Annotated in this window: 20 protein-coding genes and 1 pseudogene; 6 read left to right on the top strand and 15 right to left on the bottom strand. The window is 38.4% G+C overall.

The genetic code is table 11. The features are described 5' to 3' along the window. Positions 1-2: 2 nt before the first annotated feature. Positions 3-341, bottom strand: coding sequence for a CRISPR-associated ring nuclease Crn3/Csx3 (gene crn3 / locus CFPU101_RS04400; protein WP_206814102.1), 339 nt, complete (start codon positions 339-341; stop codon positions 3-5). 71 nt (positions 342-412) lie between these two features. On the opposite strand from crn3, the gene CFPU101_RS04395 reads away from it, so the two are divergent. The 5 genes from CFPU101_RS04395 to CFPU101_RS04375 all read left to right on the top strand — a co-directional run bounded on the left by CFPU101_RS04395 (position 413) and on the right by CFPU101_RS04375 (position 4,826). Continuing rightward, positions 413-1,744, top strand: a complete 1,332-nt coding sequence (locus CFPU101_RS04395; RefSeq protein ID WP_206814101.1) for a TIGR03985 family CRISPR-associated protein — start codon at positions 413-415, stop codon at positions 1,742-1,744. A 113-nt stretch (positions 1,745-1,857) separates the two neighbouring features. Continuing rightward, on the top strand, positions 1,858-2,748 hold the full coding sequence (locus CFPU101_RS04390; RefSeq protein WP_206814100.1) for a pirin family protein: 891 nt from the start codon (positions 1,858-1,860) through the stop codon (positions 2,746-2,748). A 117-nt stretch (positions 2,749-2,865) separates the two neighbouring features. Further along, the gene (locus CFPU101_RS04385) at positions 2,866-3,441 is read left to right on the top strand and encodes a hypothetical protein (protein WP_206814099.1); all 576 of its coding nucleotides are present in this window, start codon (positions 2,866-2,868) and stop codon (positions 3,439-3,441) included. A gap of 508 nt (positions 3,442-3,949) precedes the next feature. Beyond that, on the top strand, positions 3,950-4,543 hold the full coding sequence (locus CFPU101_RS04380; RefSeq protein WP_206814098.1) for a ribonuclease HI family protein: 594 nt from the start codon (positions 3,950-3,952) through the stop codon (positions 4,541-4,543). A 4-nt stretch (positions 4,544-4,547) separates the two neighbouring features. Beyond that, positions 4,548-4,826: a glutaredoxin family protein gene (locus CFPU101_RS04375; RefSeq protein ID WP_206814097.1), complete on the top strand. Its 279-nt coding sequence runs from the start codon at positions 4,548-4,550 to the stop codon at positions 4,824-4,826. On the opposite strand, the gene CFPU101_RS04370 is transcribed toward CFPU101_RS04375, so the two are convergent. The 8 genes from CFPU101_RS04370 to CFPU101_RS04335 form a co-directional block, all read right to left on the bottom strand. Continuing rightward, complete coding sequence (locus CFPU101_RS04370; protein WP_206814096.1) at positions 4,818-5,885, bottom strand: hypothetical protein; 1,068 nt, start codon at positions 5,883-5,885, stop codon at positions 4,818-4,820. The two genes, CFPU101_RS04375 and CFPU101_RS04370, sit on opposite strands and share 9 nt — an antisense overlap. Positions 5,886-5,890: 5 nt before the next feature. Beyond that, positions 5,891-6,409 (bottom strand): hypothetical protein, encoded by a 519-nt coding sequence (locus CFPU101_RS04365; protein ID WP_206814095.1) that lies wholly within the window; start codon positions 6,407-6,409, stop codon positions 5,891-5,893. A 48-nt stretch (positions 6,410-6,457) separates the two neighbouring features. Then, positions 6,458-6,640, bottom strand: coding sequence for a hypothetical protein (locus CFPU101_RS04360; protein ID WP_206814094.1), 183 nt, complete (start codon positions 6,638-6,640; stop codon positions 6,458-6,460). 89 nt (positions 6,641-6,729) lie between these two features. Beyond that, positions 6,730-8,130 (bottom strand): ferredoxin:protochlorophyllide reductase (ATP-dependent) subunit N, encoded by a 1,401-nt coding sequence (locus tag CFPU101_RS04355; protein ID WP_206814093.1) that lies wholly within the window; start codon positions 8,128-8,130, stop codon positions 6,730-6,732. A gap of 134 nt (positions 8,131-8,264) precedes the next feature. Further along, positions 8,265-9,137: a ferredoxin:protochlorophyllide reductase (ATP-dependent) iron-sulfur ATP-binding protein gene (gene bchL, locus CFPU101_RS04350; RefSeq protein WP_206814092.1), complete on the bottom strand. Its 873-nt coding sequence runs from the start codon at positions 9,135-9,137 to the stop codon at positions 8,265-8,267. Between the two features lie 441 nt (positions 9,138-9,578). Beyond that, entirely contained in the window at positions 9,579-11,708 is a 2,130-nt protein-coding gene (gene glyS, locus CFPU101_RS04345) for a glycine--tRNA ligase subunit beta (RefSeq protein WP_206814091.1), read from the bottom strand. Positions 11,709-11,834: 126 nt separating this feature from the next. Then, complete coding sequence (locus tag CFPU101_RS04340) at positions 11,835-12,392, bottom strand: TIGR02281 family clan AA aspartic protease (protein ID WP_206814090.1); 558 nt, start codon at positions 12,390-12,392, stop codon at positions 11,835-11,837. Between the two features lie 164 nt (positions 12,393-12,556). Next, positions 12,557-12,898, bottom strand: coding sequence for a histidine triad nucleotide-binding protein (locus tag CFPU101_RS04335; protein ID WP_206814089.1), 342 nt, complete (start codon positions 12,896-12,898; stop codon positions 12,557-12,559). Positions 12,899-13,045: 147 nt separating this feature from the next. On the opposite strand from CFPU101_RS04335, the pseudogene CFPU101_RS04330 reads away from it, so the two are divergent. Beyond that, a pseudogene (locus CFPU101_RS04330) lies at positions 13,046-14,571 on the top strand (YifB family Mg chelatase-like AAA ATPase). Here the strand turns inward: CFPU101_RS04330 and CFPU101_RS04325 are convergent. The 6 genes from CFPU101_RS04325 to CFPU101_RS04300 form a co-directional block, all read right to left on the bottom strand. Further along, positions 14,572-16,794, bottom strand: coding sequence for a polysaccharide biosynthesis tyrosine autokinase (locus CFPU101_RS04325; protein WP_206814088.1), 2,223 nt, complete (start codon positions 16,792-16,794; stop codon positions 14,572-14,574). 109 nt (positions 16,795-16,903) lie between these two features. Next, on the bottom strand, positions 16,904-18,043 hold the full coding sequence (locus tag CFPU101_RS04320; protein WP_374191930.1) for a polysaccharide biosynthesis/export family protein: 1,140 nt from the start codon (positions 18,041-18,043) through the stop codon (positions 16,904-16,906). A 133-nt stretch (positions 18,044-18,176) separates the two neighbouring features. Beyond that, positions 18,177-18,884, bottom strand: a complete 708-nt coding sequence (locus CFPU101_RS04315; RefSeq protein WP_206814086.1) for a cyanoexosortase B system-associated protein — start codon at positions 18,882-18,884, stop codon at positions 18,177-18,179. After that, the gene (crtB, locus tag CFPU101_RS04310) at positions 18,877-19,776 is read right to left on the bottom strand and encodes a cyanoexosortase B (RefSeq protein WP_206814085.1); all 900 of its coding nucleotides are present in this window, start codon (positions 19,774-19,776) and stop codon (positions 18,877-18,879) included. The genes CFPU101_RS04315 and crtB overlap by 8 nt, the downstream gene beginning before the upstream one ends. Positions 19,777-19,793: 17 nt before the next feature. Then, positions 19,794-20,948, bottom strand: a complete 1,155-nt coding sequence (locus tag CFPU101_RS04305) for a DegT/DnrJ/EryC1/StrS aminotransferase family protein (RefSeq protein WP_206814084.1) — start codon at positions 20,946-20,948, stop codon at positions 19,794-19,796. Between the two features lie 85 nt (positions 20,949-21,033). After that, positions 21,034-21,924 (bottom strand): ABC transporter permease, encoded by an 891-nt coding sequence (locus CFPU101_RS04300; RefSeq protein WP_206814139.1) that lies wholly within the window; start codon positions 21,922-21,924, stop codon positions 21,034-21,036. Positions 21,925-21,928: the final 4 nt, after the last annotated feature.

Below are 21,928 nucleotides of genomic sequence, written 5' to 3'. Positions count from 1 at the left end.
AGTTAATTGGAAGAGGTGTCAGGTAAATTGATTTTGAACACTTGAGCAATATTTACATCGGGGGTATGAGTTGCTACTACAACTGCACCTAAGCGTGTGTCATAACACCCTACCCATGCTGCGGGATGACATTCATGTACTAAGTATCCATATAGCCAAATAGGTGCTTTTCCTTCGATGACAATTCCCTGACTGTAGCCAATTTCTTTGGGTAATTTTAATCCTTTAAGATCATTTGGAGTAATGATACCGTTTTCATTCAAAATATTGATACGCAAGTGTTGATAGGGGATACCAGATTGGGTGATATGGGGAATAATAGTTAAGTAAACTGCACTCATAATTTTTTCGTTCTTTTAAGTTGTTGTTAATTTAACATATACTTGGAAGTAGCATCATCCGAATTTATTCTATGACTGAGATAACCTTTCAAGAAGATCCATCCATCGAACTGTTACAATGGCTGGCACGAGGTTCGCTGAAACAAAATTTATTACGTGCGATCCGTCTTTGGGTATGGCTAAAGTTTTTGTATGGAGAGGAGTCACATTCTTTAAATTTAGATCATTCGTTTAAATTTGCTGAGTGGCAACAGGCTTTCTTTACTCATGAACCAACTGATAAAATACCTCCAAAGCACGATGATCATTGTAACTGTGCTAAAACGGTTTCTGACTGGCTGATAAATGTTTTAGAAGATGAAACTCAGTGGCGCAATTCTCTTAAACAGCATGATCAATTATCGGATGAAACTATTGATGATACTCTTGAAACTCGTCTTTTTGCAGTAACCCGTCGTTCTTTACAAGACGATTTGCGTATTCTCGTTGAGTTAGGTTGGTTAAACAAATCAAAGACTACTTATCAAAAAGTTAATCAATTTCCTGATTTTCCTCAAGTTATTCAAAATAAGGGAAATAGTTCTAATTTCAACGCTTTAATTCCTGAATTAGAGATCACATTACAGAACTTTGCTGAACCCATTGGAAGTTTTAATCGATTTTTTTTAGAAATAGACTTTATTATTAGTCCTATTGCACAAGATCGATTAGAAGATCATCAGGCGCAACTAAAAGATTTATGGCAACAATTCCCAACACCACCAGTAGAGTTAATATATGACAGTGCTAAGTTAGAAAAAGTTGTGAAGTGTATTGTTTACCCCATCTGTTTATATTATTCACGACGTGCTATTTATTTATGTGCTTTTGGTGAAACCCCGAATCAGCAGGGGGATTATTATAATTATCGCTTAGATCGAATTGAGCAAATAACACCTTTAACTTGGTCAGATCCCAAACTTCCAAAAAACTTATTAAAATACTATCCTCATCAACTACCTGATACTAATTTGATTCAAAAAGAAATCGGACAAGTTTGGGGATTTGATTTTTATCTCCCGTCTCAGTTGATGTTATTGCGATTTGGACGTAATTTCCACGACAAATATATCAAGAATACCTTTCGTCATGAAACCTTTAAAGAAATTGATTACCACGAGGCGCAAGAATTAATCGAAAAATCAACAGATACAAATGAGCAACAAACTGTACTAGATATACTTAAACTTCGTTCATCTGATGATGCTTATTATCGTGTTAATTATCGAGATGGAGATATTAATGTGATTCATCGTCTGAGGGCATGGCGACCTAATGTAGAAGTTTTGCTCCCTTATAAATTACGTCAACAAATGTTACAAGAAGTCGCAAAAGAAGCCGAAATTTATTTGAGTGAAGAATAGTAAACTTAAAAGTCATCAAAGTTCTTTTTAAAACCAAATCTCTTGACAGATCTGCTAATGATGGTAATAGTTAAAAGTAGCTTGAATTCTACTACGCCGATTATCTCACTCTCATGGATAGTATTCAATATATCATTGAGCCACACGTACAAGATTTGGGGGGGTTTCAAGCCCGTCGTCTTCTTCCTTCTGATATCCTGACTCAAATTGGCCCCTTTATCTTTTTTGATCATATTGGCCCCGCAATATTTCCACCGGGTAAAGGTGTTGATGTCAGACCGCATCCTCATATCAACCTAGCAACAGTTACTTACTTGTTTGATGGCGTGTTGTTGCATCGTGATAGTTTAGGCAGTGTCCAAGAAATTAGTCCTGGTGCGGTAAATTGGATGACAGCAGGTAAAGGTATCGTTCATTCAGAAAGAACACCTGAGTCTGAACGCAATAAAGAGGCAACCCTTCACGGGATTCAAACTTGGGTAGCCCTTCCAGATGAATACGAAGAAACAGAACCTTGGTTCCGACACCATGAGGCAAATAGTTTACCGTCTTGGCAGACTTCTGGAGTGTCTTTTACCTTAATTGCTGGTGAAGCTTATGATCAAACTTCTCCAGTACAAACATTCTCACCGATGATTTATTTAGATGTACAAATGTCTGCGGGTTCTCAGTTTACTCTACCAGCGAACTATACAGAACAAGCTGTTTACAGTGTTACAGAAGGACTCGTCATCAATAATTTACCCATCGAACAACATCGTTTAGTCGTTTTGACTACTGGAACATCGGTAGACATCAGTGCGACGGGTGACGCTCGTTGTATCATTGTTGGTGGGGAACCTTTGGGTAAAAGATACAAGTGGTGGAATTTTGTTTCTAGTCGTCTTGAACGTATTGAGCAAGCAAAACAAGATTGGAAAGAAAAACGTTTTGCTCAAGTTCAGGGAGAAACTGAATTTATTCCATTACCAGAAGAAACATCTAAAAGAGAACAACCTTTGTAGAAAAAGGAGCAATATTTCTCTGTCTACTTGTAAGATAGTTAAGCTTAGTTGAATTTGGATTAACCGACTACTAAAAAGTGCGTCAAAATAAAAGAGAAGTTAACTGTCTAGGTGTCTATGTCTAAACGCAAAAAGCACGATCTGAATTGGGTTAAACAAACTATAGAACTTGCAGAGGATCATAACTGGAAATCTCAACCAAATACGCGGATCTTTGTTGCAGGGCGAGGGGCGGTACGTTTTGATGTTCCTCATGATTGGCATTTTGAACCGCAAGAAAATTCGTTCCAGTTTCTTGATCAAAAGCCACCAAATGATGATTGTCGTTTAGAAGTTTCTTATAATTTATTGCCGCCCGCAGATTGGACAGATTTTCCACTGCGTAATCTTCTAAAACAAGTCGTTGAGGATGATTCACGCGAACCTGGTGAAATGGGGGAAATTCATCAACTTAAGCGACAAACTGCACGTATTGTCTGGACTCAAATTGCATTTATCGATCCACAAGAAAATCGTCCCGCTTATTCTAGAATTGCGATCGGTTTAGGTTCTGGTGTTCAGTGTTTAATTACGTTCGATTATTGGGTGGATGATGCAGAGCGAGTAACCCCAGTTTGGGATATGGTGATGTCATCATTGGTTCTCGGTTTATTTATCCGCGATCCTAGAACGGGTTTCGCCCTTCCAGATTAACATTTGTCACCATTACAATGCCGAATAACCTTGCTGTTATCACGGAAAATTTTTTTCGGAATGATACGATACTACCGAGGTATTTTGATTTTTTTGAGATGTTCGGCTACTATAATTAGCTGTTTATCTTTAAAATATGGGAAAAACCTGAGCTTTTAAAAGTTTTTCTTTTAGTACCGCTTGATCAGTCATTCTGATATCATTTAAAATGCTGTTATTACTTCTATGCGATCGCTAATACTAAAAATAGTTATGACTTACGCTAGTATATCTATTTTATACAGTATACAACACATCAGTTTCATTTAGCAAGCTATAATCAAAAATTTAATATTAAATGAATAGCTCAAAATCAAGGTAATTATTGATATTAAAACAAATCAAAAGATTATCTTAAAAAGGTAAAAAACGCAACAGAATAATTAATTAATCAAGTATGAAATTATTTAATTTATTATGAAAATGTTATATTATTTAAAAGAGAAATTATTTATATTTTATTTGACCAATGAACAAGCCAACAATACCTATTCTGTATTTTGATGGGGGTTCTAGAGGAAATCCAGGGATAGCCGCAGGTGCAGCAGTTCTTCAATTATCTGAGGATGAATCTTTTGTTGTTAGTAATTTTATGAAATATGCGACTAATAATGAAGCTGAGTATACAGGTTTAGTCATTGGTTTAGAAAAAGCGCAGCAATTGGGAATAAAAACTTTAGAAGTTAGAGGAGATAGTCAGTTAATTATCAATCAAGTTAATGGATTATGGAAGGTTAAAAGTGATAAGTTACAAGACTTATTTAATCAAGCTCGTCGCTTAATCTCGCAATTCAATAAAATTAATATTATTTGGATTCCTCGTAAAGATAATCATTTAGCAGATGCAGCCGTTAATGAATGTATTGATCAAGCAATTAACAAAGTTTCTTCCACTGAGAAACCAAACACAAGAGAGACTAATGTTTTTAATCAAGGTGACATGATTATAGTCAGTCAGCCAAAAAATCAAGATGAAGCTCACCAAGGAATAATTGTTGAGTCACCAGAGATATTAGATAATGGAAAGATACGAATTGTTATAGAAATCAGCACAAAAGATTAACTTTATGAATGTCTATTTAATTTTGTACAGTAAAGTGGGTTGTCATCTTTGTGAAGGACTGCTAGAAAAATTACAACAAATTGAATCTATAAAAACTCAAGCATGGTCTTTAGAAATTAGAGATATTACGACTAATTCTGACTGGTTTGAAGCATATCAATATGAAGTACCTGTATTAGTCCAAAAATTATCTAAAGGTGAAAAAACATTACCTCGTTCTTCTCCTCGTGCAACGGTTGAACAAATCGAAAATATCTTGAATAAGAATTTAATCTTAAATTGATTTAATAAGACTTTCCTCTATCTGATGAATTGCCGATAGAATATTGTCATCGAGTAAAGCAACTTTAATCTCTTGTAAATAATCTAAAATTGCTGCTCTAAGAATTGGCTTTTCAACTTGCACCGTATGATTGTAGTCCCAAACATCCCAAATAATAATCCCTACACCAACAATCGGATCAAGAAAAGGTAAGAAACCTAATTCACCAGCAACTGCACCACCCGTTTTAGCTGCGAGTTTTGCACTTCCTTTAACTGCAATTTTTGCCATTACTTTACTACCTAATTTTACGGCTACTGGAACTATTGCTTTAGCTAAAAAATAAGTGCTACCACCTACTAATAATTTCATCGAAAGATTAGATAAATTTCCTTCAGTATCAGCGATCGTCAAACTAATCCCCTCTAAATAGCGTTCCCATTCTACTTGGGGAATGGCATATTTAATTTGAACTTGAGCAAGATTATTTTTGAGTTCATCAATATAAATTTGTGTTGTTTCTTTCGTCATTCGTTCTTGTTTTAGTTGTTCAACTTGTGGACGAAGGACTCGTTTAGCAAACTCAGTTTGAAAATCTTGAGTTAATTTTTCTGCTACTGCTTGACTCGGTGAAGGATTATTAGTATCTATCCAATGTGTAACAACTGATGTCATCCAAGTTATCGGGGCTGTAAATTCAATTTTCTTTTGATTAAAATAGTCAAAATACCAAGGTAAAAAACTGGTATCAACTCGCTCAGTCAGTTCATCCATCCAGTCATCTAATTCTTTTGATGCAGAATTTTTAGCGGTGGTTTCGGCATTTTGCAAAGCTTCTAGCAATGCTTGGTCTAAATTAGATTGCTTAAGCGGTGTAATGGAAACAATTTCAGTTTTAGGAAGATTTTTTTGTGGTATATTCTGTGAAATAGAACGAGTGATAAAAAATTGACCAATTAAAGGAATAAAAACAACCAAAATAACCAGCAACCAAATATAAGGGGTAATTGATTTAACTATTTGTACCCAAGCTTTTAAGCGTTCTGTTTTTTCGGTGTAGGAAGGTTGATCATCTTTCATAATTTTTACAAATTTGTTAGAGGGACATTTGAAGGAAGATAAGACCAAGTAAATCTAGGATTAACTTCTATTACCATATGCTCTGGTGTAAATAATTCCCAATAAGCTACATCTGAATCATCATCTTCTAAATCTGGTAAAATAATTAAATGATAATTATTACTAAAAGTTATAGTAAGAACTAAACTAGGATAATGAATATCAAAGTCACTGATTTTGCTTCCTTCAATAACTTTAATTTTTTGTTCAAAGGTTTCTACATTTAAGACAGAACTTGTAATGACTTGATCTTGATAAAGCAGTTTCCAGTCGGTTCCTCTAGTTCCGAAAACCCAAGAGCCTTTTTCTAGGTAAATTAACTTTTTACTTGAATAAGGAACTTTGTCTCCAATATGTAATTTAACTTCATCACCGTAACTAATTCTTACTGACCAACAAATTAGAGTAATTATCGGACTAACTATTTTTCGGAGTAATTCTAAATATTGATCTTGTTTAATTTTTTCAATAATGTTAACTTTCATTTTTGTTTAAATTTAATATGTTTCTTACTTAATACGTTTACTCAATGCCTAAAAATTCTTTTGCCTTTTGTTTAAGTTCTTCATATGTAAAATCTCTCTATCGTTTTTTGTTCCTCTATCTCCTAAACGTTTAGCTTCTTCTATAAATTCACCAAATCCTTCTATTTCATCTTTAGTCATTCTAAAATCTTTAGCAATACTATTAATTTGTTTAATATCTTCTTTGGGCATTAATTAAAATTTTTATAAAGTTATATAAAAAGGTGAGCAACCTGCCCACCTTTCATTTTAACTAATCTGTTATTGTAAATTCAAGTATTCTAAACCTTTGCCGACTCCTTGACTAATTTTTCCCAGCCTAAATCTTTCAGGTTATTATTGCGACGTAAAGGACGAGTCGCTAATTCTAGAATATCTCTGGCGTTTGTAAAACCATGAATTTGAGCAAAGGTAAATTCTACCGACCATTTAGTATTAATTCCTCGTGCTTCTAAAGGATTTGCGTGTGCCATTCCAGTAATCACTAAATCAGGTTTTAGCTCATAGATACGTTGAATCTGATTATAATTATCTGGTTTTTCAACAATCGTCGGCAGAGGCACACCCATTTCTTGACAGGTTTTTTCTAGTAGTGCTAATTCAGCAGCTTGATAACGTTTATCCATGTAGGGGATGCCAATTTCAGGACAACTCATTCCGCAACGAATTAAGAAACGAGCTAAAGAAATTTCTAACAAATTATCGCCCATGAAAAAGACTGATTTACCGCGAATCAATTTCACGTAATCTTCTAAACTTTCCCAGATTTGCGCCTCTCTTTCGGCTAATCCTTTCGGTTCAATATTAAATACTGAACAGATTTTTTCAATCCAAGCGCGGGTTCCATCGGGGCCAATTGGAAACGGTGCGCCAATCAGTTTACACTTACGACGACGCATAAAAGTCGTAGCGGTACGAGATAAGAAGGGATTAACACCAGCAACATAATATCCTTCTTGAATAACGGGTAATTCTGTATAACGTTTTGAGGGTAGCCATCCTGAAACTTGAATACCCTGTTTTTTGAGTTCTAAGGTTAAATTAGTAACAACAGGATCAGGTAATGAGCCAAAAAGTACTAAAGGAGGATGAGTCGCATACTCAGCTTGTTCTGCTTTAACGTCTTCTTTTTTGCGTCCAAAAGCCATCAATTTTTGAATCGCGTTGCGTTCTTCTTTTTCTTCTTCCTGTTTGACTCCTTCTGGACATTTATGCACCATTGAAGCGAGTACAGTATCTTCCCCTTGGGTGAATGCGTAGTCTAAACCGTTGGCACGTGCGGTTACAATGGGGATACCTAATTCTGCTTCAAGTTTCGGGGCTAATCCTTCTAAATCCATTTTAATGATTTCAGTCGTACAAGTCCCGATCCAAACGATCACACTTGGGTTACGATCGCGTTTAATCTGTAAACAGAGACGTTTTAATTCTTCATAGTCATTAAGTTGTGCTGAAATATCCCCTTCTTCTAATTCTGCCATTGCGTAACGGGGTTCAGCAAAAATCATTACTCCCATCGCATTCTGTAGAAAATAGCCACAGGTTTTCGTTCCAATAACAAGGAAGAAACTATCTTCAATTTTTTGATATAACCACGCAACACAACTAATTGGACAAAAAGTATGATAATTCCCTGTTTCGCATTCAAATTGTAAAGCAGATGGTTCTTGTGCAACGGTCATGATTTTAAGTTCTCCTATCTATGTTCGGAATTGGTTACGCTTTAAAAAGGAGGGTTTGGAAACCAAACCCCTACAGATACTAGGATTTAATGTTTAAATGCAGGGGCTTGATTTCCAAGCCCAAAATATATTATTTACACCATCATTAAATCTAATTCCTCATCGGCACTCATCACAGGAGTTTCTTTAGGATTGAGGTAAAAATCAGATAACAGAGTGAATAATTCTCTATCGGGTGATTCACTGGGGACAACACCTTCAGGACGAGATAAAATCTGATCGGCAATGTTGAGATAATAATCACAAACATAGCTCAAAGATGGATCACTCTCTGCCATTTCAAACAGAGTTTTTCCTTTAACCCGCGATACCCGAATATCTTCAATCAAGGGTAAGACTTCTAAAACAGGCATCGTTACATGATCAACATATTTATCGATTAAATCCCGTTTTGATGTACGATTTCCAATTAAACCTGCTAAACGAAGAGGATGCGTTCTCGCTTTTTCTCTTACTGATGCAGCAATACGGTTCGCGGCAAAAAGGGCATCAAAACCATTATCTGTAACAATTAAACAATAATCGGCATAATTTAAAGGTGCAGCAAAACCACCGCAAACCACGTCACCAAGTACATCAAAGAGAATGACATCAAATTCATCAAATGCGTTGAGTTCTTTGAGGAGTTTAACGGTTTCCCCAACGACATAGCCACCACATCCTGCACCTGCTGGTGGGCCACCTGCTTCTACACATTTTACACCAGCATAGCCATCATAAATTACATCTTCTGGCCAAATGTCCTCGTAGTGAAAGTCTTTCTCTTGTAGCGTATCGATGATGGTGGGAATGAGAAAACCTGTCAGGGTGAAGGTACTATCATGCTTTGGATCACATCCAATTTGTAGAACTTTTTTGCCTCTTTTGGCTAAAGCTGCCGAAATATTACAGCTTGTGGTCGATTTTCCAATTCCGCCTTTTCCGTAAACAGCTAGTTTTAATGTCAAGGTGTCCTCTCCTGATCTCTTGGAAGTTGTCTTATCATTCAAATCTCATTGATCGCATTATTGTCTAAGTTTGATGCGATTGCTAGGGGTCTTATTTTTTAAATATGTAGCAAAACAGAATAATTAAGCTAATGTGCGAGTAAAAACAAAATTTATAACTGAGAAACCCATAAAAAGCACTCAAGTCTATATAAATATAATTTATATACTGTTTTATATTAAATACGAACAAAAGACAAAAAAATTAAAAAACGAAAATACGATCGCACTAAGTAACACATTCTCTAGAGGTGATTCATCGATGCTCCTTAATTAATAAGGGTTTGGCAACCAAACCCCTACAAAATATTGATTAACTATATTGGTTTTGTCTATTCTTAGAATGAACTGTAAGAGTTTTACAAAGAATAATTACATTTTCTCGTTCTTCTTTTTAATTTTTTACTTGACAATTAAACCAAAATCTGCTATGGCTCTAGCATGATTGCGTAATAAACCCAGTAAATTGAGACGATTTTCACGAACCTTTGGATCATCAGCCATGACTAAAACACTTTGATCACCATCAAAAAATTGACTGACGACGGGCGCAATATTTTTCAAACCGTTCACTAACTCTTGATAGTCTCGATCAGCAAGTGCAATATTAGTTTGTGGTAAAAGTGCAATTAATCCCTCATAAAACGCTTTTTCAGAAGGTTGTTCAAATAATTCTGGATTAATCAATGATTTTGCATCGAGAGTTTGTGTATCTAAACTTCCTTTCGCCCCTAAACGAGTTGAACGGTTGATCGTTTCATAAATTTCATCTAACTGATGATTGTTGCGGATCTCTTGAAGGAAAAAAGCACGATCGCGGACATCAAGTAAATCTCTTAATGCTCGTTCGGTATACTCTAGATCATTATCTCCCAAAACCGCTTTGACTAAATCATAATCAATCTGAGCATCTTGTAATAACGTTTGAATTCGTTGGATAAAAAACGGCTGTAAAACTGACAAGGGAGACGTTTGATCGGGATGTGCTACTGCAAAATCAGATGAAGCTTGTTCTAGGATTTGCGCTAAATCAATCGGTAACTGAGCATTCCAAGTAATATTAATGATACCATTAGCCGCCCGACGCAAGGCAAACGGATCAGACGAGCCACTGGGAATCATACCTAGTCCAAAGATACTAACTAAAGTATCAATGCGATCGGCCAAACCTACAATTTGCCCTGTAATCGTTTGTGGCATTGCATCTTCTGCACCACGTGGGAGATAATGATCAAAGATACCTTGGGCGACATTTGCGCTTTCACCACTGACTAAAGCATATTTTTGTCCCATAATCCCCTGTAACTCTGGAAACTCATACACCATCTGCGTTACCAGATCCGCTTTACACAACATCGCCGTACTTTCGACTTCACTGCGAATACTGGGATCGAGTTCTAATTGATCGCAAATTAATTGAGAAATTTCCATAATGCGATCGACTTTATCGCGCATGGTTCCTAATTTTTCTTGGAAAGTGACGTTTTCTAGTTGCGGTAGATAACTTTCTAAAGGTTCATCACAGTCTGCTTTATAGAAAAATTGAGCATCGGCTAAACGGGCGCGGATCACTCGTTCATTCCCTGATGCGATAATATTAGCTTTATTGTGATCACCATTAGCAATGGTAATAAAGTGAGGCAATAAACCGTTAGATGATTGAACTGGAAAATAACGCTGATGTGTCACCATCACAGTAATAATCACTTCGGGGGGAAGTTCTAGAAACTCTGAATCAAAATTACCCGCTACAGCGATCGGATATTCAACTAAGTTAATCACTTCAGAGAGTAAACTAGGAGAAATTTCAGCAACACCGCCTAATTTAGTCGCTTGTTCCTCAATTTGTTGAATAATTGTCTTTTGACGCACTGCTAGATCCGCTTCGACAAAAACAGATCGTAAGGTTTCTAAATAAGCGGATGCGGTAGAAATCGAGATCGCCTCTGGGTGTAAGATACGATGACCATAGGAAATATGATCGCTATTTAAGGTAGTCGATCCATTAATTAATTCAAGGGGTAAAACCGCATCATCGAGTAAAGCAACTAACCAACGGATCGGACGCGGAAAACGAAGATCTCCGTCACTCCAACGCATAAACCTCCTTCCTTCTAACCCCGTGATCCATTGCGGAATTAATGCTTGCAAAATGTCCGCCGTTTTCTTACCTGGGATTTTTTTCTTAACAAAAATAAAAGCCCCTTTTTCGGTTTCTCTGACTTCAATATCTTCAATATTCACCCCTTGTTTACGCGCAAAACCTTCAAGGGCGGGAGTTGGTTTACCATCTTTAAAAGCGGTACTTTGTGGAGGGCCTTTAATTTCTTCAGTTCGATCGCTTTGTTGAGTGGGTAAATCTTTGATTAAAACCGCCAAACGTCTCGGCGTTCCATAAAATTCTATTGCTGTCGAGGTGAGTAATTCTGTATCTAGACTCTTAGGAATTCGTTCCTTCCACTGCCTAATTGCATCATCGACAAAATCGGCGGGTAATTCTTCTGTACCAACTTCTAATAAAAATGTAGGCATAATTCTTTAAACTAAAACTGTTCTGGTAGTCGCTTCTTCTGCCGTGTTGATCTAACACCAATACTCTAGGCTAACACGGAACGGGAGACTTACTAGCAACAGACCCGAAAAACAAGCCAAACCTGTTTATTTTTTAGCACCTAAGCGACGTTGTAAAACGATTACATCTTGTTTAATCGTGACATCAAAATCGCCAAAAAAATCTTGTCCGAGAAGACCTAAACCACTAATATGATCTGAAATGCCAATCACTAAATCTTTGTGGGATAAATTTCCTGATTGCAGCATTGAGACACGACCCAAATAAGCAGGAACTACGCCACCTGCTGTACTTGCCATGATTTGCCGTTCTTTCTTAACACCCATTGCAGTCGCCATATCAGCAGAAATCACCGTAGAACTAGCCCCTGTATCAAAAAGCATTTCATAACTATGTTGACCATTAAAAATAACATCAACAGTGGGAGTGCCGCCAATTCGCCGTTTAACAGTTAAAGTAAAAGAATTTGAATTACGAGGTGTTGCTTGGGGTTTGTTTTGTCCATCACCACACAGACGACTTAAATCTATACTACGACCATCTTGACTTTGTATAAAACATTCTGATTGCGCTAAAGACTGTTTGGTCGAACTAGAAAAAGAAAAGCTAACGGCAAGGAAAACAAGGGCAAACAGCTTAGTCATAATAACAAGAATTCAACAAAGCACAGGAATTAAAGTAATAGCTATGTATTATATTTAACTTGCTGTTTTTTAAATATTATTAAGCGCAAATTAAATTTAAACTAGCTTACCTGTAGTATTCCCAGATGAGAAGGAAAAAATAACATCTGTAAATTTGATTTTTTTTAACCGGGTGGCCAAGTCATTTGACGATCACCTAAAATATGCAGATGGAGATGATATACAGTTTGTCCGCCATCTTCACCATTATTAATGACAACGCGATAACCGTTTTTTAAGTTCATTTGAGCCGCTATTTTTTTAACCGTCAGCAGTAAATGACCTAAAATGGCTTGATCTTCTTCTGTAGCTGCATCAAGTTGAGGAATCGGTTTTTTAGGAATGACTAAAATATGAGTTGGTGCTTTCGGATTAACATCAGTAAAAGCGATCGCTAAATCATCTTCATAGATAATATTAGCTGGAATTTCGCGACGAATAATCTTACTAAAAATCGTCTCACTCATAATTTATGATCTGACAAATATATTGATTCTCGTCTTCATCCTACCATTATCAGGCGGATCACCCTAGACTAAAAATCCGTAGAATTTCGGAGGAAAAAAGCCAACCTACAAAGCGATCATGAATTTATAAATTTTATTGATTCATCTATGTTAGCCAGAGTTTGGAGTGCTTCTATTTTAGGGATTGATGCGGTTAAGGTCGGCGTAGAAGTCGATGTTGCGGGTGGACTTCCCTCGATCACATTGGTGGGGTTACCTGATACAGCCGTACAGGAATCACGAGAACGAGTCAAAGCAGCCTAAAAAATTCGGGTTTTGCCTTTCCCGTTCGCAAAATCGTGATTAACCTGACACCTGCGGATCTCCGAAAAGAAGGCCCAATCTTTGATTTACCGATTTCTCTGGGCATTCTAGCCGCCTCTGAACAAGTCGAAGCGAATTTATTAGGTGATTATTTATTTTTAGGAGAACTCTCCCTAGACGGCAGTTTAAGACCTGTAGCGGGCGTTTTACCGATCGCGGCGGCGGCCCAGAAAATGGGAATTCAAGGTTTAGTGGTTCCCCTCGGCAATGCACAAGAAGCGTCAATTGTCAAGACTATTTCGGTATATGGATTTAAACATCTAGCGGAAGTAGCTGAATTTCTGAATGAACCAGAACGCCATACTCCTATTCAATTTAAGGCGAACAGTTTTGGGGATCAACGCGGTTCTCTGCCCGATTTAAAAGATGTTAAAGGTCAAAGTCATGCCCGTCGTGCCCTAGAAATTGCGGCCACTGGGGGACATAATGTGATTTTTGTCGGGCCTCCAGGTAGCGGTAAAACGATGTTAGCCCGACGTTTACCTGGTATTTTACCAAATCTTGATTTTACTGAAGCCTTAGAAGTTTCTCAAATTCATTCCGTCGCGGGTCTTTTAAAAGATCGAGGTTCACTCATTCAAGAACGACCCTTCCGCAGTCCACATCATTCGGCTTCTGGGGCTGCGCTGGTGGGTGGCGGTGGTTTTCCGCGTCCTGGGGAGATTTCCTTGGCCCATCGTGGGGTACTGTTCCTTGACGAACTTACTGAGTTTAAACGCAATGTTTTAGAATACCTCAGACAACCCCTTGAAGACGGATCTGTAACAATTTCCCGAACCCGTCAATCAGTCGCTTTTCCTGCTCAGTTTACCCTAGTAGCGAGTACCAATCCTTGCCCTTGTGGTTATTTTGGTGATCCCATTCAAAACTGTACTTGTTCACCCCATCAAAGAGAACATTATTGGGCCAAGCTTTCAGGCCCTTTAATGGATCGAATTGATTTACAGGTTTGTGTCCATCGTCTCAAACCCGAAGAAATGACCCAACAAACTACTGGAGAACCTTCACAAATCGTTAGAGAACGGGTGAAAGAGGCTAGGGAGCGTACTTACACTCGGTTCCAAAACGAAACAAACATTCGCTGTAATGCTCAAATGCAGTCGAGTCATCTGCGTCAGTTTTGTCAATTGGATGAGATGAGTTTGAAGTTATTAGAAGGAGCAATTCGTAAGCTAGGATTATCCGCAAGAGCAATGGATCGGATATTAAAAGTAGCTCGCACGATCGCAGATTTAGCCGCCGAAGATCAGATTAAAAGTTCCCATGTGGCTGAGGCGATTCAATATCGAACCATTGATCGAATGCAATAACTAAACCTCAACTTTAGCGTCTTCTTCTTCAGTGGTGCTAGGCTGATTTAACTGAGCAAACTGTGGTTGTACAGCCTCATCACCTTGAGCATTAGCGGGAGTTGCTAAATTCTCTACATTATTAATAACCGCTCCTAAAATCGATACTTCAGCCTCGGCAAGTTGATCGAGAGCCTCATTCAGTAGGCTAGAGCGAGTGAGTCCAGGTTGAGTCACAATGATTAAACCATCCGTTAGCGGTTCAAGCAACAAGGCATCATTACAGCGAGAGAGAGACGGAGTATCAATTACCACCATATCAAAACGTCCCCGCGCATCCTTAAGCAACAGTTGTAATTCACTCGATTCAAGAATAGCCGCCGCTTGTCGTTGTGGGCCTGGACTCGGTAAAATTGAGAGGTTTTCGATCGAAGGAGCTAACCGAATCGATTTACTTCTAGCTCCATAGTAGAGTAGTGGTTCATTTTGGGCTTCTGGATCAGGGAGAACTTGTATATTAGTTGCTACAGAAGGTGAACGTAGATCCGCTTCAATCAATAATGTTCGTCTACCTGCTAGAGAAGCCGCGATCGCTAAGTTATAAGCCGTTAAAGTTTTACCTTCTTCATTAGTAATACTGGTAATAATCACAACTTTAGACGTTTCTGAACCTAAACGACGAATTTTACTACGGAATCGTTCATAAAACGCCAGATAGTCGGGATCGCCGTCAGCTAATATGGGCGAGCGCTCTTTGCCAATTGTTGGAAGTTCTCCTAAGAGTAAGATTTGACGAGAAATTAGAGCCTCACGTAATTCTTGTGGGGTATGGAGACGATCATCAATAGCCGCAAGTAAGAAGATCAAACCCGTTCCCGCGAGAACACCTAAACCCGCACCCGCAAGCAGAATCAAAAGACGATTTCTGTTATTGGGTGGATAGATAACCTCGTTCGCAATGGGTCTTTGGGCGATCGTTAAACTACCCACAGTTTCAGCTTCGGCGGATTGAGCATCAACTAACGCCGTCAAAATATTTTGATAAATAACCCTTTGAAATTCAACCGCTTGTACTAAACGTGCTTGTTGTAACTGTTGCTCAGGAAAACGTTCGTACTGATTACGCAGTTGTCGTTCTTGAGTAACCAGAGAATCTAATTGTTTGATTAATCCTTCTTTTTGAGTTTGCAGAGAGACTAATTGGCTGGCTAATTGCTGACGTGTTGGATCAAGATTACTTTCTTGACGTACCTGACTCGGTAATGTCGTAAAGATGCCATCTTTTCCGATCACTTCTTGGGCGCGTTGTTGGAGTAAAGTTTCATTAACCTGTTTATCCTTATTTAACTTAACTAATGCAGGGTGTTCAGGTCGTAGATCTTTTTGAAGCCGTTCTAGTTGCAGTTCAGTTTCTAGAATTCTCGCTCTAAGGTTAGCAATAATTGGGTCAGCACTCAAAGCGGCTGAAGTATAAGCTTGTTTGGGCGACAGTCCGAGTTGTGTGGTTAAACTGCCAATTTGACCCTCAATTTCTTGAAGCGTTAGACGGATTTCCCGTTGTCGCTGTTGACTACTGGTAATCGCACTAAACAGACTACCATCTTGAACCGCGAGTAAGTCTGAGCCTTGTTTACTAATGTATCGATAAAAATTTTCTTCGGCTGCCGTTAGATCTTTTTGAACCGTTCCTAATCGTTGTTTTAAAGCATCGATTCGGGCTGTCAATTGGGAAGAATTTAGCAAACGGCTATAATTAACCATTTCTTCCATAAAAGTTTCTAGAAGTAATTTTGCCCCTTCTAAGGTACTATCGGTAACTTCTAGCGTAATGACTTGAGGCTGCGAGTCTTGTTGAGCTTGTTGAGGTTGAGGTTGATTAGGATCGGTTGCTGCTTTATCATCTGGAAAAGTAATAATTAATTTTTTATCTCTAATGTCGAGAATCCGTTCTTGAGAAAGTCGTAACCTTTCCGCCGTCCCAAGTAACACTTTAGGAGAGATCAGAATATCTTTACTAATGGTTCTCCCTTGCTCCTGAATCTGTGTTCCAGTACTGGTAAAAGCAGGTGGCGGAGTCTGAAAAGCCAATTGTCCGATCGCTTTATAAACTCTTGGTGGCCTTTCGGGATCGGGTTGAATGGCTAGAACGACTGCCCCGCCAAGCGATAACAGAAAAGCCAACAGACCTAGTAATTTATACTGATTGAAGGATATAAGAAATCGTTTAATAATTGGTGGAGCCATAGGTTCAAGAGACTTTCTTTCAAGATGCCTTTATTTTAACCGTTACTTTTAGATCAATATTCTAATCTGTTTCTTTGTCTAAACAATGAATGTGTTTAATTTAATATATTTAGCGATTATTATTACCGCCGCGAAAATTCCCATCAGCAAAATCGGTAATTGTATTTGTAAAAGAGCGAACATCTCGGATCGGTTGCGTAATGATATTAAACACGGCAAATATTTTACCCAAAATCGTGCGACTCACGACAATTACATCTTGATCTTCTAAGGGGAAATTTTGGGATACATCGCCCCTAAGTGCTGCTTGTGGATTAACGGTTTGTGAGATGACCCCGCGTTTCTCTTCATCAAAACGAAGTAAAGCCACTTCGGTCACATTAATTCGTAAGCGATCGGTAGTGGGCAAGGAAGCAATTACATCTAAAAAGGTGCTACCACTAGGAAGGGTAACATTTCTTAAAGCTTGTCCCGAAGGCAACAAAGGAACTAAAACGCGAACAGTCATCGTTGGTTGATTGAGGCTGGTTCTAGAGATTAAATAGCGATCATAATCTTTGTCTTGTCCAACTTCTAAGCGAGAAATAATAATCGTATCGCCACCTTGCACCCGAAAATCGGGAACACTTTTACCTTTAATCAAAGGATCATACAAATTCACTTTTTCTTCTAAAACGGTGCCATCGACCAAAGGACGACGAACAATAATGGATCTTAGATCAGCCCTAGAGGTACTTCCTCCTGCACCAGTAATCACTGCTGTTAAGTCACTACTCGGGGCAACTACATAAAACCCAGGTCTAGCCACTTCTCCTAAAACCGTTAGTTGAGCAGGACGAGGCTGGGCTAACACGGCTGATACTTCTGGTTCAGAGCGTAAAAAGCGGCGACCCAATTCAAAACGCACTTTGGTTTCGACTTCATCGAGAGTTAAACCTTTTACAGCCACTCTTCCAACCAGTGGGAGTTGAATATTTCCTTCTGGATCGATCGGGCTAGAAGCATTAAATTCAGGAAATTCGGCGACAGACACATTGATTGTATCCCCAATATCTAAACGATAGAGTTGAAATTGCTTTGATTCGTCTTCATATAATGGGGGAGTAAAATTTCTGGGTGGAATATCTTCGGGAGTAAAGGTTGGGGGTGCCTCTGGTGCAGGCTGTAGTTCTGGATCGGGTCTAGGAATGGAACGCTGACCTAAACTTGGTAATGTGCCGAAGCTGATTTCTAGTACGCCCCACAACATGACACTACTACAAACGTAAACCAATTGATTGAAGGGACGGATTAATCGTCGGTTAGTCATCGTAATTATTTTTGAATGTAAGAGTAATGGTTCAAGTCTCGGATTTTCCTTCTTTATTGTCAATAGACGAATATTACTTGACGGAAGATGAGGTATTTTGGAGTTGAGAAAAAACTTGTGTTTCTAAATTAGTTTGCACGGTTTGAACTAATGAATTAATTTTAGGTAACATTGTTTTAAGTTCCTGAGAAGGTTCGATCGGAAGTTTCAGGGTGACAGCTATCCAAGGTAGCCGTTTTTGCCGCAATTGTAACCATTGATCTTGCCAAAACCAATTAGAGGCCGCGTAGCTTCCACCCCCTGGCCAGGCGTACCATTGAACAATAATAAAGGTGGTTTTAGTCCATGCTTTAAAATAACGTGGGACTACTGAATAACGTTTTTGATTGATTTCAACTGGAACCCTCATGGATTGCTCTGAATCGATTTTCCATTTTTCCAAGTATCTTAGATCACTTAATTCGGTTTGAGGTAAATTTTTATGATAATCTTGTGGCATCAACAGCAACACAAAAGGTTGTTCAGATTTTTGGAAAACTTGGGCTGACCATTTTTTATTTCCGAGCAAAAATGGTTGATGTTCTTTGAGTTGAGCATCAGGTAATGTTAATCCCGTTTGACTCAAATTTTTCAGATGTTTAATATTAGGAATGTCTGAAAGTTCTTGCCAAGTCCAACGACCACTAAAATAGCTAGGAATAGTACCAATACCAATCAGCAACACTAATAAACCCACCAGAATGTATTGCGAAAATAACCAAGGCTTTAAGGATTTACTCATGATGTTGCTCCTCAATTGATTGAACTGGCTCGTTTGTTTGATAATTTTGGATCAAACGAAACAGACCAACAATCGTTAATAGCATGAAGACTGAATATAAATCTCCGCCCCAACCTTCATGGACGATATCAAAATAATCTTTTCTACCAATGCCATATAACCAGGCTAAAATGGTATTGCGAAAAATATTAGCAATAATACTAATACTAATCGCACTGGCTAACATAACAATCACTAATCTGATTTTCGTTAAATTGTTTGTCCAGTTTAATAACAAAAGCGTGACATAGGCACTGGTAAAAAGCATTTTGAGTCCCGCACAATAAGGCGCAACTTCAACAAATCTACCTTGTACCGCTAAATGAATGCCTTCTACTGTGACATTGAAGCCTAATTGTTGCAAGATAAAGCCAGCGGCGTTAGCAATAAATGTTTGTAAAGGCAGTGTATAAGGGGTCATTAAATAAGGGATTTCATTCGGTGTAGCTAAAACAATGAATAAAAGAGGAATCCACTGTAATTTTAAACCCTTGATTCCTTTGAGCCAAAGACACACCCCGATCAGCATCACGGGAAAAGATAGATTAACCCATTGTGCCACGCCAGTCAGATAGAGAATTCCAGCTAAAACCAGTAAACTTAAGCCGACTGGATGAGAGGTATTTGGTAAACGCTGCCATTGTTTCCGCCGTTCCCAGATTAAATAAGCAGCATAGGGTAAACCAATTAAGCCATGACTAAAATATTCATGTTCAATATTAATACTTTTATTGAGCCAACCGTCATACCAATGAAGGATCACTGGCCCATAGAGAATAGCTAATAGACCTATTATTAAAAAAGTAAAAAAATTGCGATCGCGGAAACTTGTCGAAGTTAAAGAAGTTTGCATAAGCTTTCAAGATCATTTTAAGGAAGGATTCCACCAACGATTATAGATAATTGTTCAATAACATATTGAGCTTGTTCAAAGCTCAAACCAGGATACATCGGCAATGAGAGGATTTGTTCACACAATTTTTCGGCATTGGGAAACGCTCCTGTAGAGAATCCTAGAGTTTGATAAGCTGGTTGTAAATGACAGGGTATTGGATAATGAATACCCGTTTGAATGCCTCTTAGATTAAAAGCTTCTTGTATTTCTTTGCGTTGTAGAGGACAATTGGTCGGATCAATCCGAATCACATACAGATGATAAACATGACCTGTATTGGTTTGGTTATCAATGGGTTGAATTCCTAAGAAGTGTAAAGGTTTAAGAAGCTGATCATACATTTGAGCAGTCGTATTTCGCCATTGATTCCATTGCTCAAGATGGGGTAATTTAACTTGTAAAATTGCCGCTTGAAGCGTATCTAACCGACTATTCGTCCCGATTTCGGTGTGAAAATACTTACTCGGTGCGCCATAATTGCGTAGAGTCTTAGCGGTTTGAGCAATGTTTAGCTCACGGGTGATTAACATTCCGCCATTGCCAAAGGCTCCTAAATTTTTACTCGGATAAAAGCTAAAAGCCGCAGCAATACCGACTGAACCCGCTTTGTAACCCTCACAACTTGCTAAATGAGCTTGGGCTGCATCTTCAAAAATTTGTAAATTATAAGTCTGGGCAAAATCGATGAGTTGCCGAGGAGAAACCATCTGTCCATACAAATGTACGGGTATAATCGCCTTAGTTCTTGGGGTAATAGCTTTAACTGCTAATTCTAAATCAATCAGTGCTGTGTCTAAATGGCAATCGACTAAAACGGGTTTAGCTCCTGCTTGAATAACTCCCATTAAAGTCGCCACAAAGGTATTCGCAGGGACTAACACTTCATCACCTGTAGAAATTCCGAGAGCTTGAAGACCTATTGCGATCGCTGTAGTTCCAGATGCGACTCCGACACCATAATTGACCCCACAAGCATGAGCAAATTCGCTTTCAAATTCTGCTAAAGCTTGTCCTAGCACAAAATCGCCCCGTTTGATCACTGTTTGGATCGCTTGTTCTATTTCTCCTAGAATTGGTTGATGCTGCCAAGTCAGATCAACAAAAGGAACTTTTATTAAATTAGCAGTCATTAAATTTTTTTTAACTCGTCATATTTGACTCAAGAGGATATCACATATTGAGCAAAATTGACGGGAACATGACTAAAATCCCGTCTTAAGATTTTGGATCAAATGCGTCGCGTAATCCTTCCCCAACATAATTAATACATAAAACGGTGATAAAAATAGCTAAACCAGGAAATAAAGCCAGATGAGGCGCAGTTGTTAAATAATCTTTTGCTTTGTACAACATTTGTCCCCAAGTCGGTACATCTGGTGGAAATCCTAGCCCTAAAAAACTGAGTGTAGATTCGGTGATAATGCCATTGGCGACGGCAATGGTCGCAGCGACGATAATAATTCCAGTTACATTCGGTAGCAGATGTACCCAAATAAGACGGAATGGAGAAGCACCACTAACCGTGGCTGCGCTAATAAACTCCATTTCTCTTAATTTTAGGATGTTGGCGCGGACTAGACGGGCAACCGACATCCAATTTAATCCACCAATTAACAAAACGACTAAAATAAAAATTCCTTGTTCTGGCCCTGCGATCGCTTTTAGAGAATCCCGAAACAAATAAACCATCAACAGCAATAATGGGAGTTGTGGTAGGGATAAAAATAAATCTGTTAACCGCATTAACACGCTATCGAGCATCCCTCCATAAAAGCCAGCTATTGCCCCGATAAGGGTGCCTAAACTGATGGCGACAACCATTGCGGCTAAACCAACGCATAAAGAAATACGACCGCCAAATAAGACTCTAGCAAGTTGATCTTGCCCTAGATCATTAGTACCAAATGGATGTTGTAAGTTTGGGGGTAAAGTTGATTGACTAAAATTAATTTGATTGATGGGAGTTGGATTAATTACAGGGCCAATTAAAACACCCAAAATAATAACGATTAAGAGGAGTAACCCAAGCATCGCCAGTTTGTTACGGGAAAACTGCCGCCAAGCTTGACCCCATAAACTCCTTACTTCAATTGCGTCAGTAGGCATCATA

It is taken from the genome of Chroococcus sp. FPU101 (assembly GCF_017312365.1).
In the GTDB taxonomy this organism is placed as follows: Bacteria; Cyanobacteriota; Cyanobacteriia; order Cyanobacteriales; family Microcystaceae; genus Chroococcus.
Note: the sequence above shows the minus strand (reverse complement) of the source record. Positions and strands in the feature narration are given on the sequence as shown.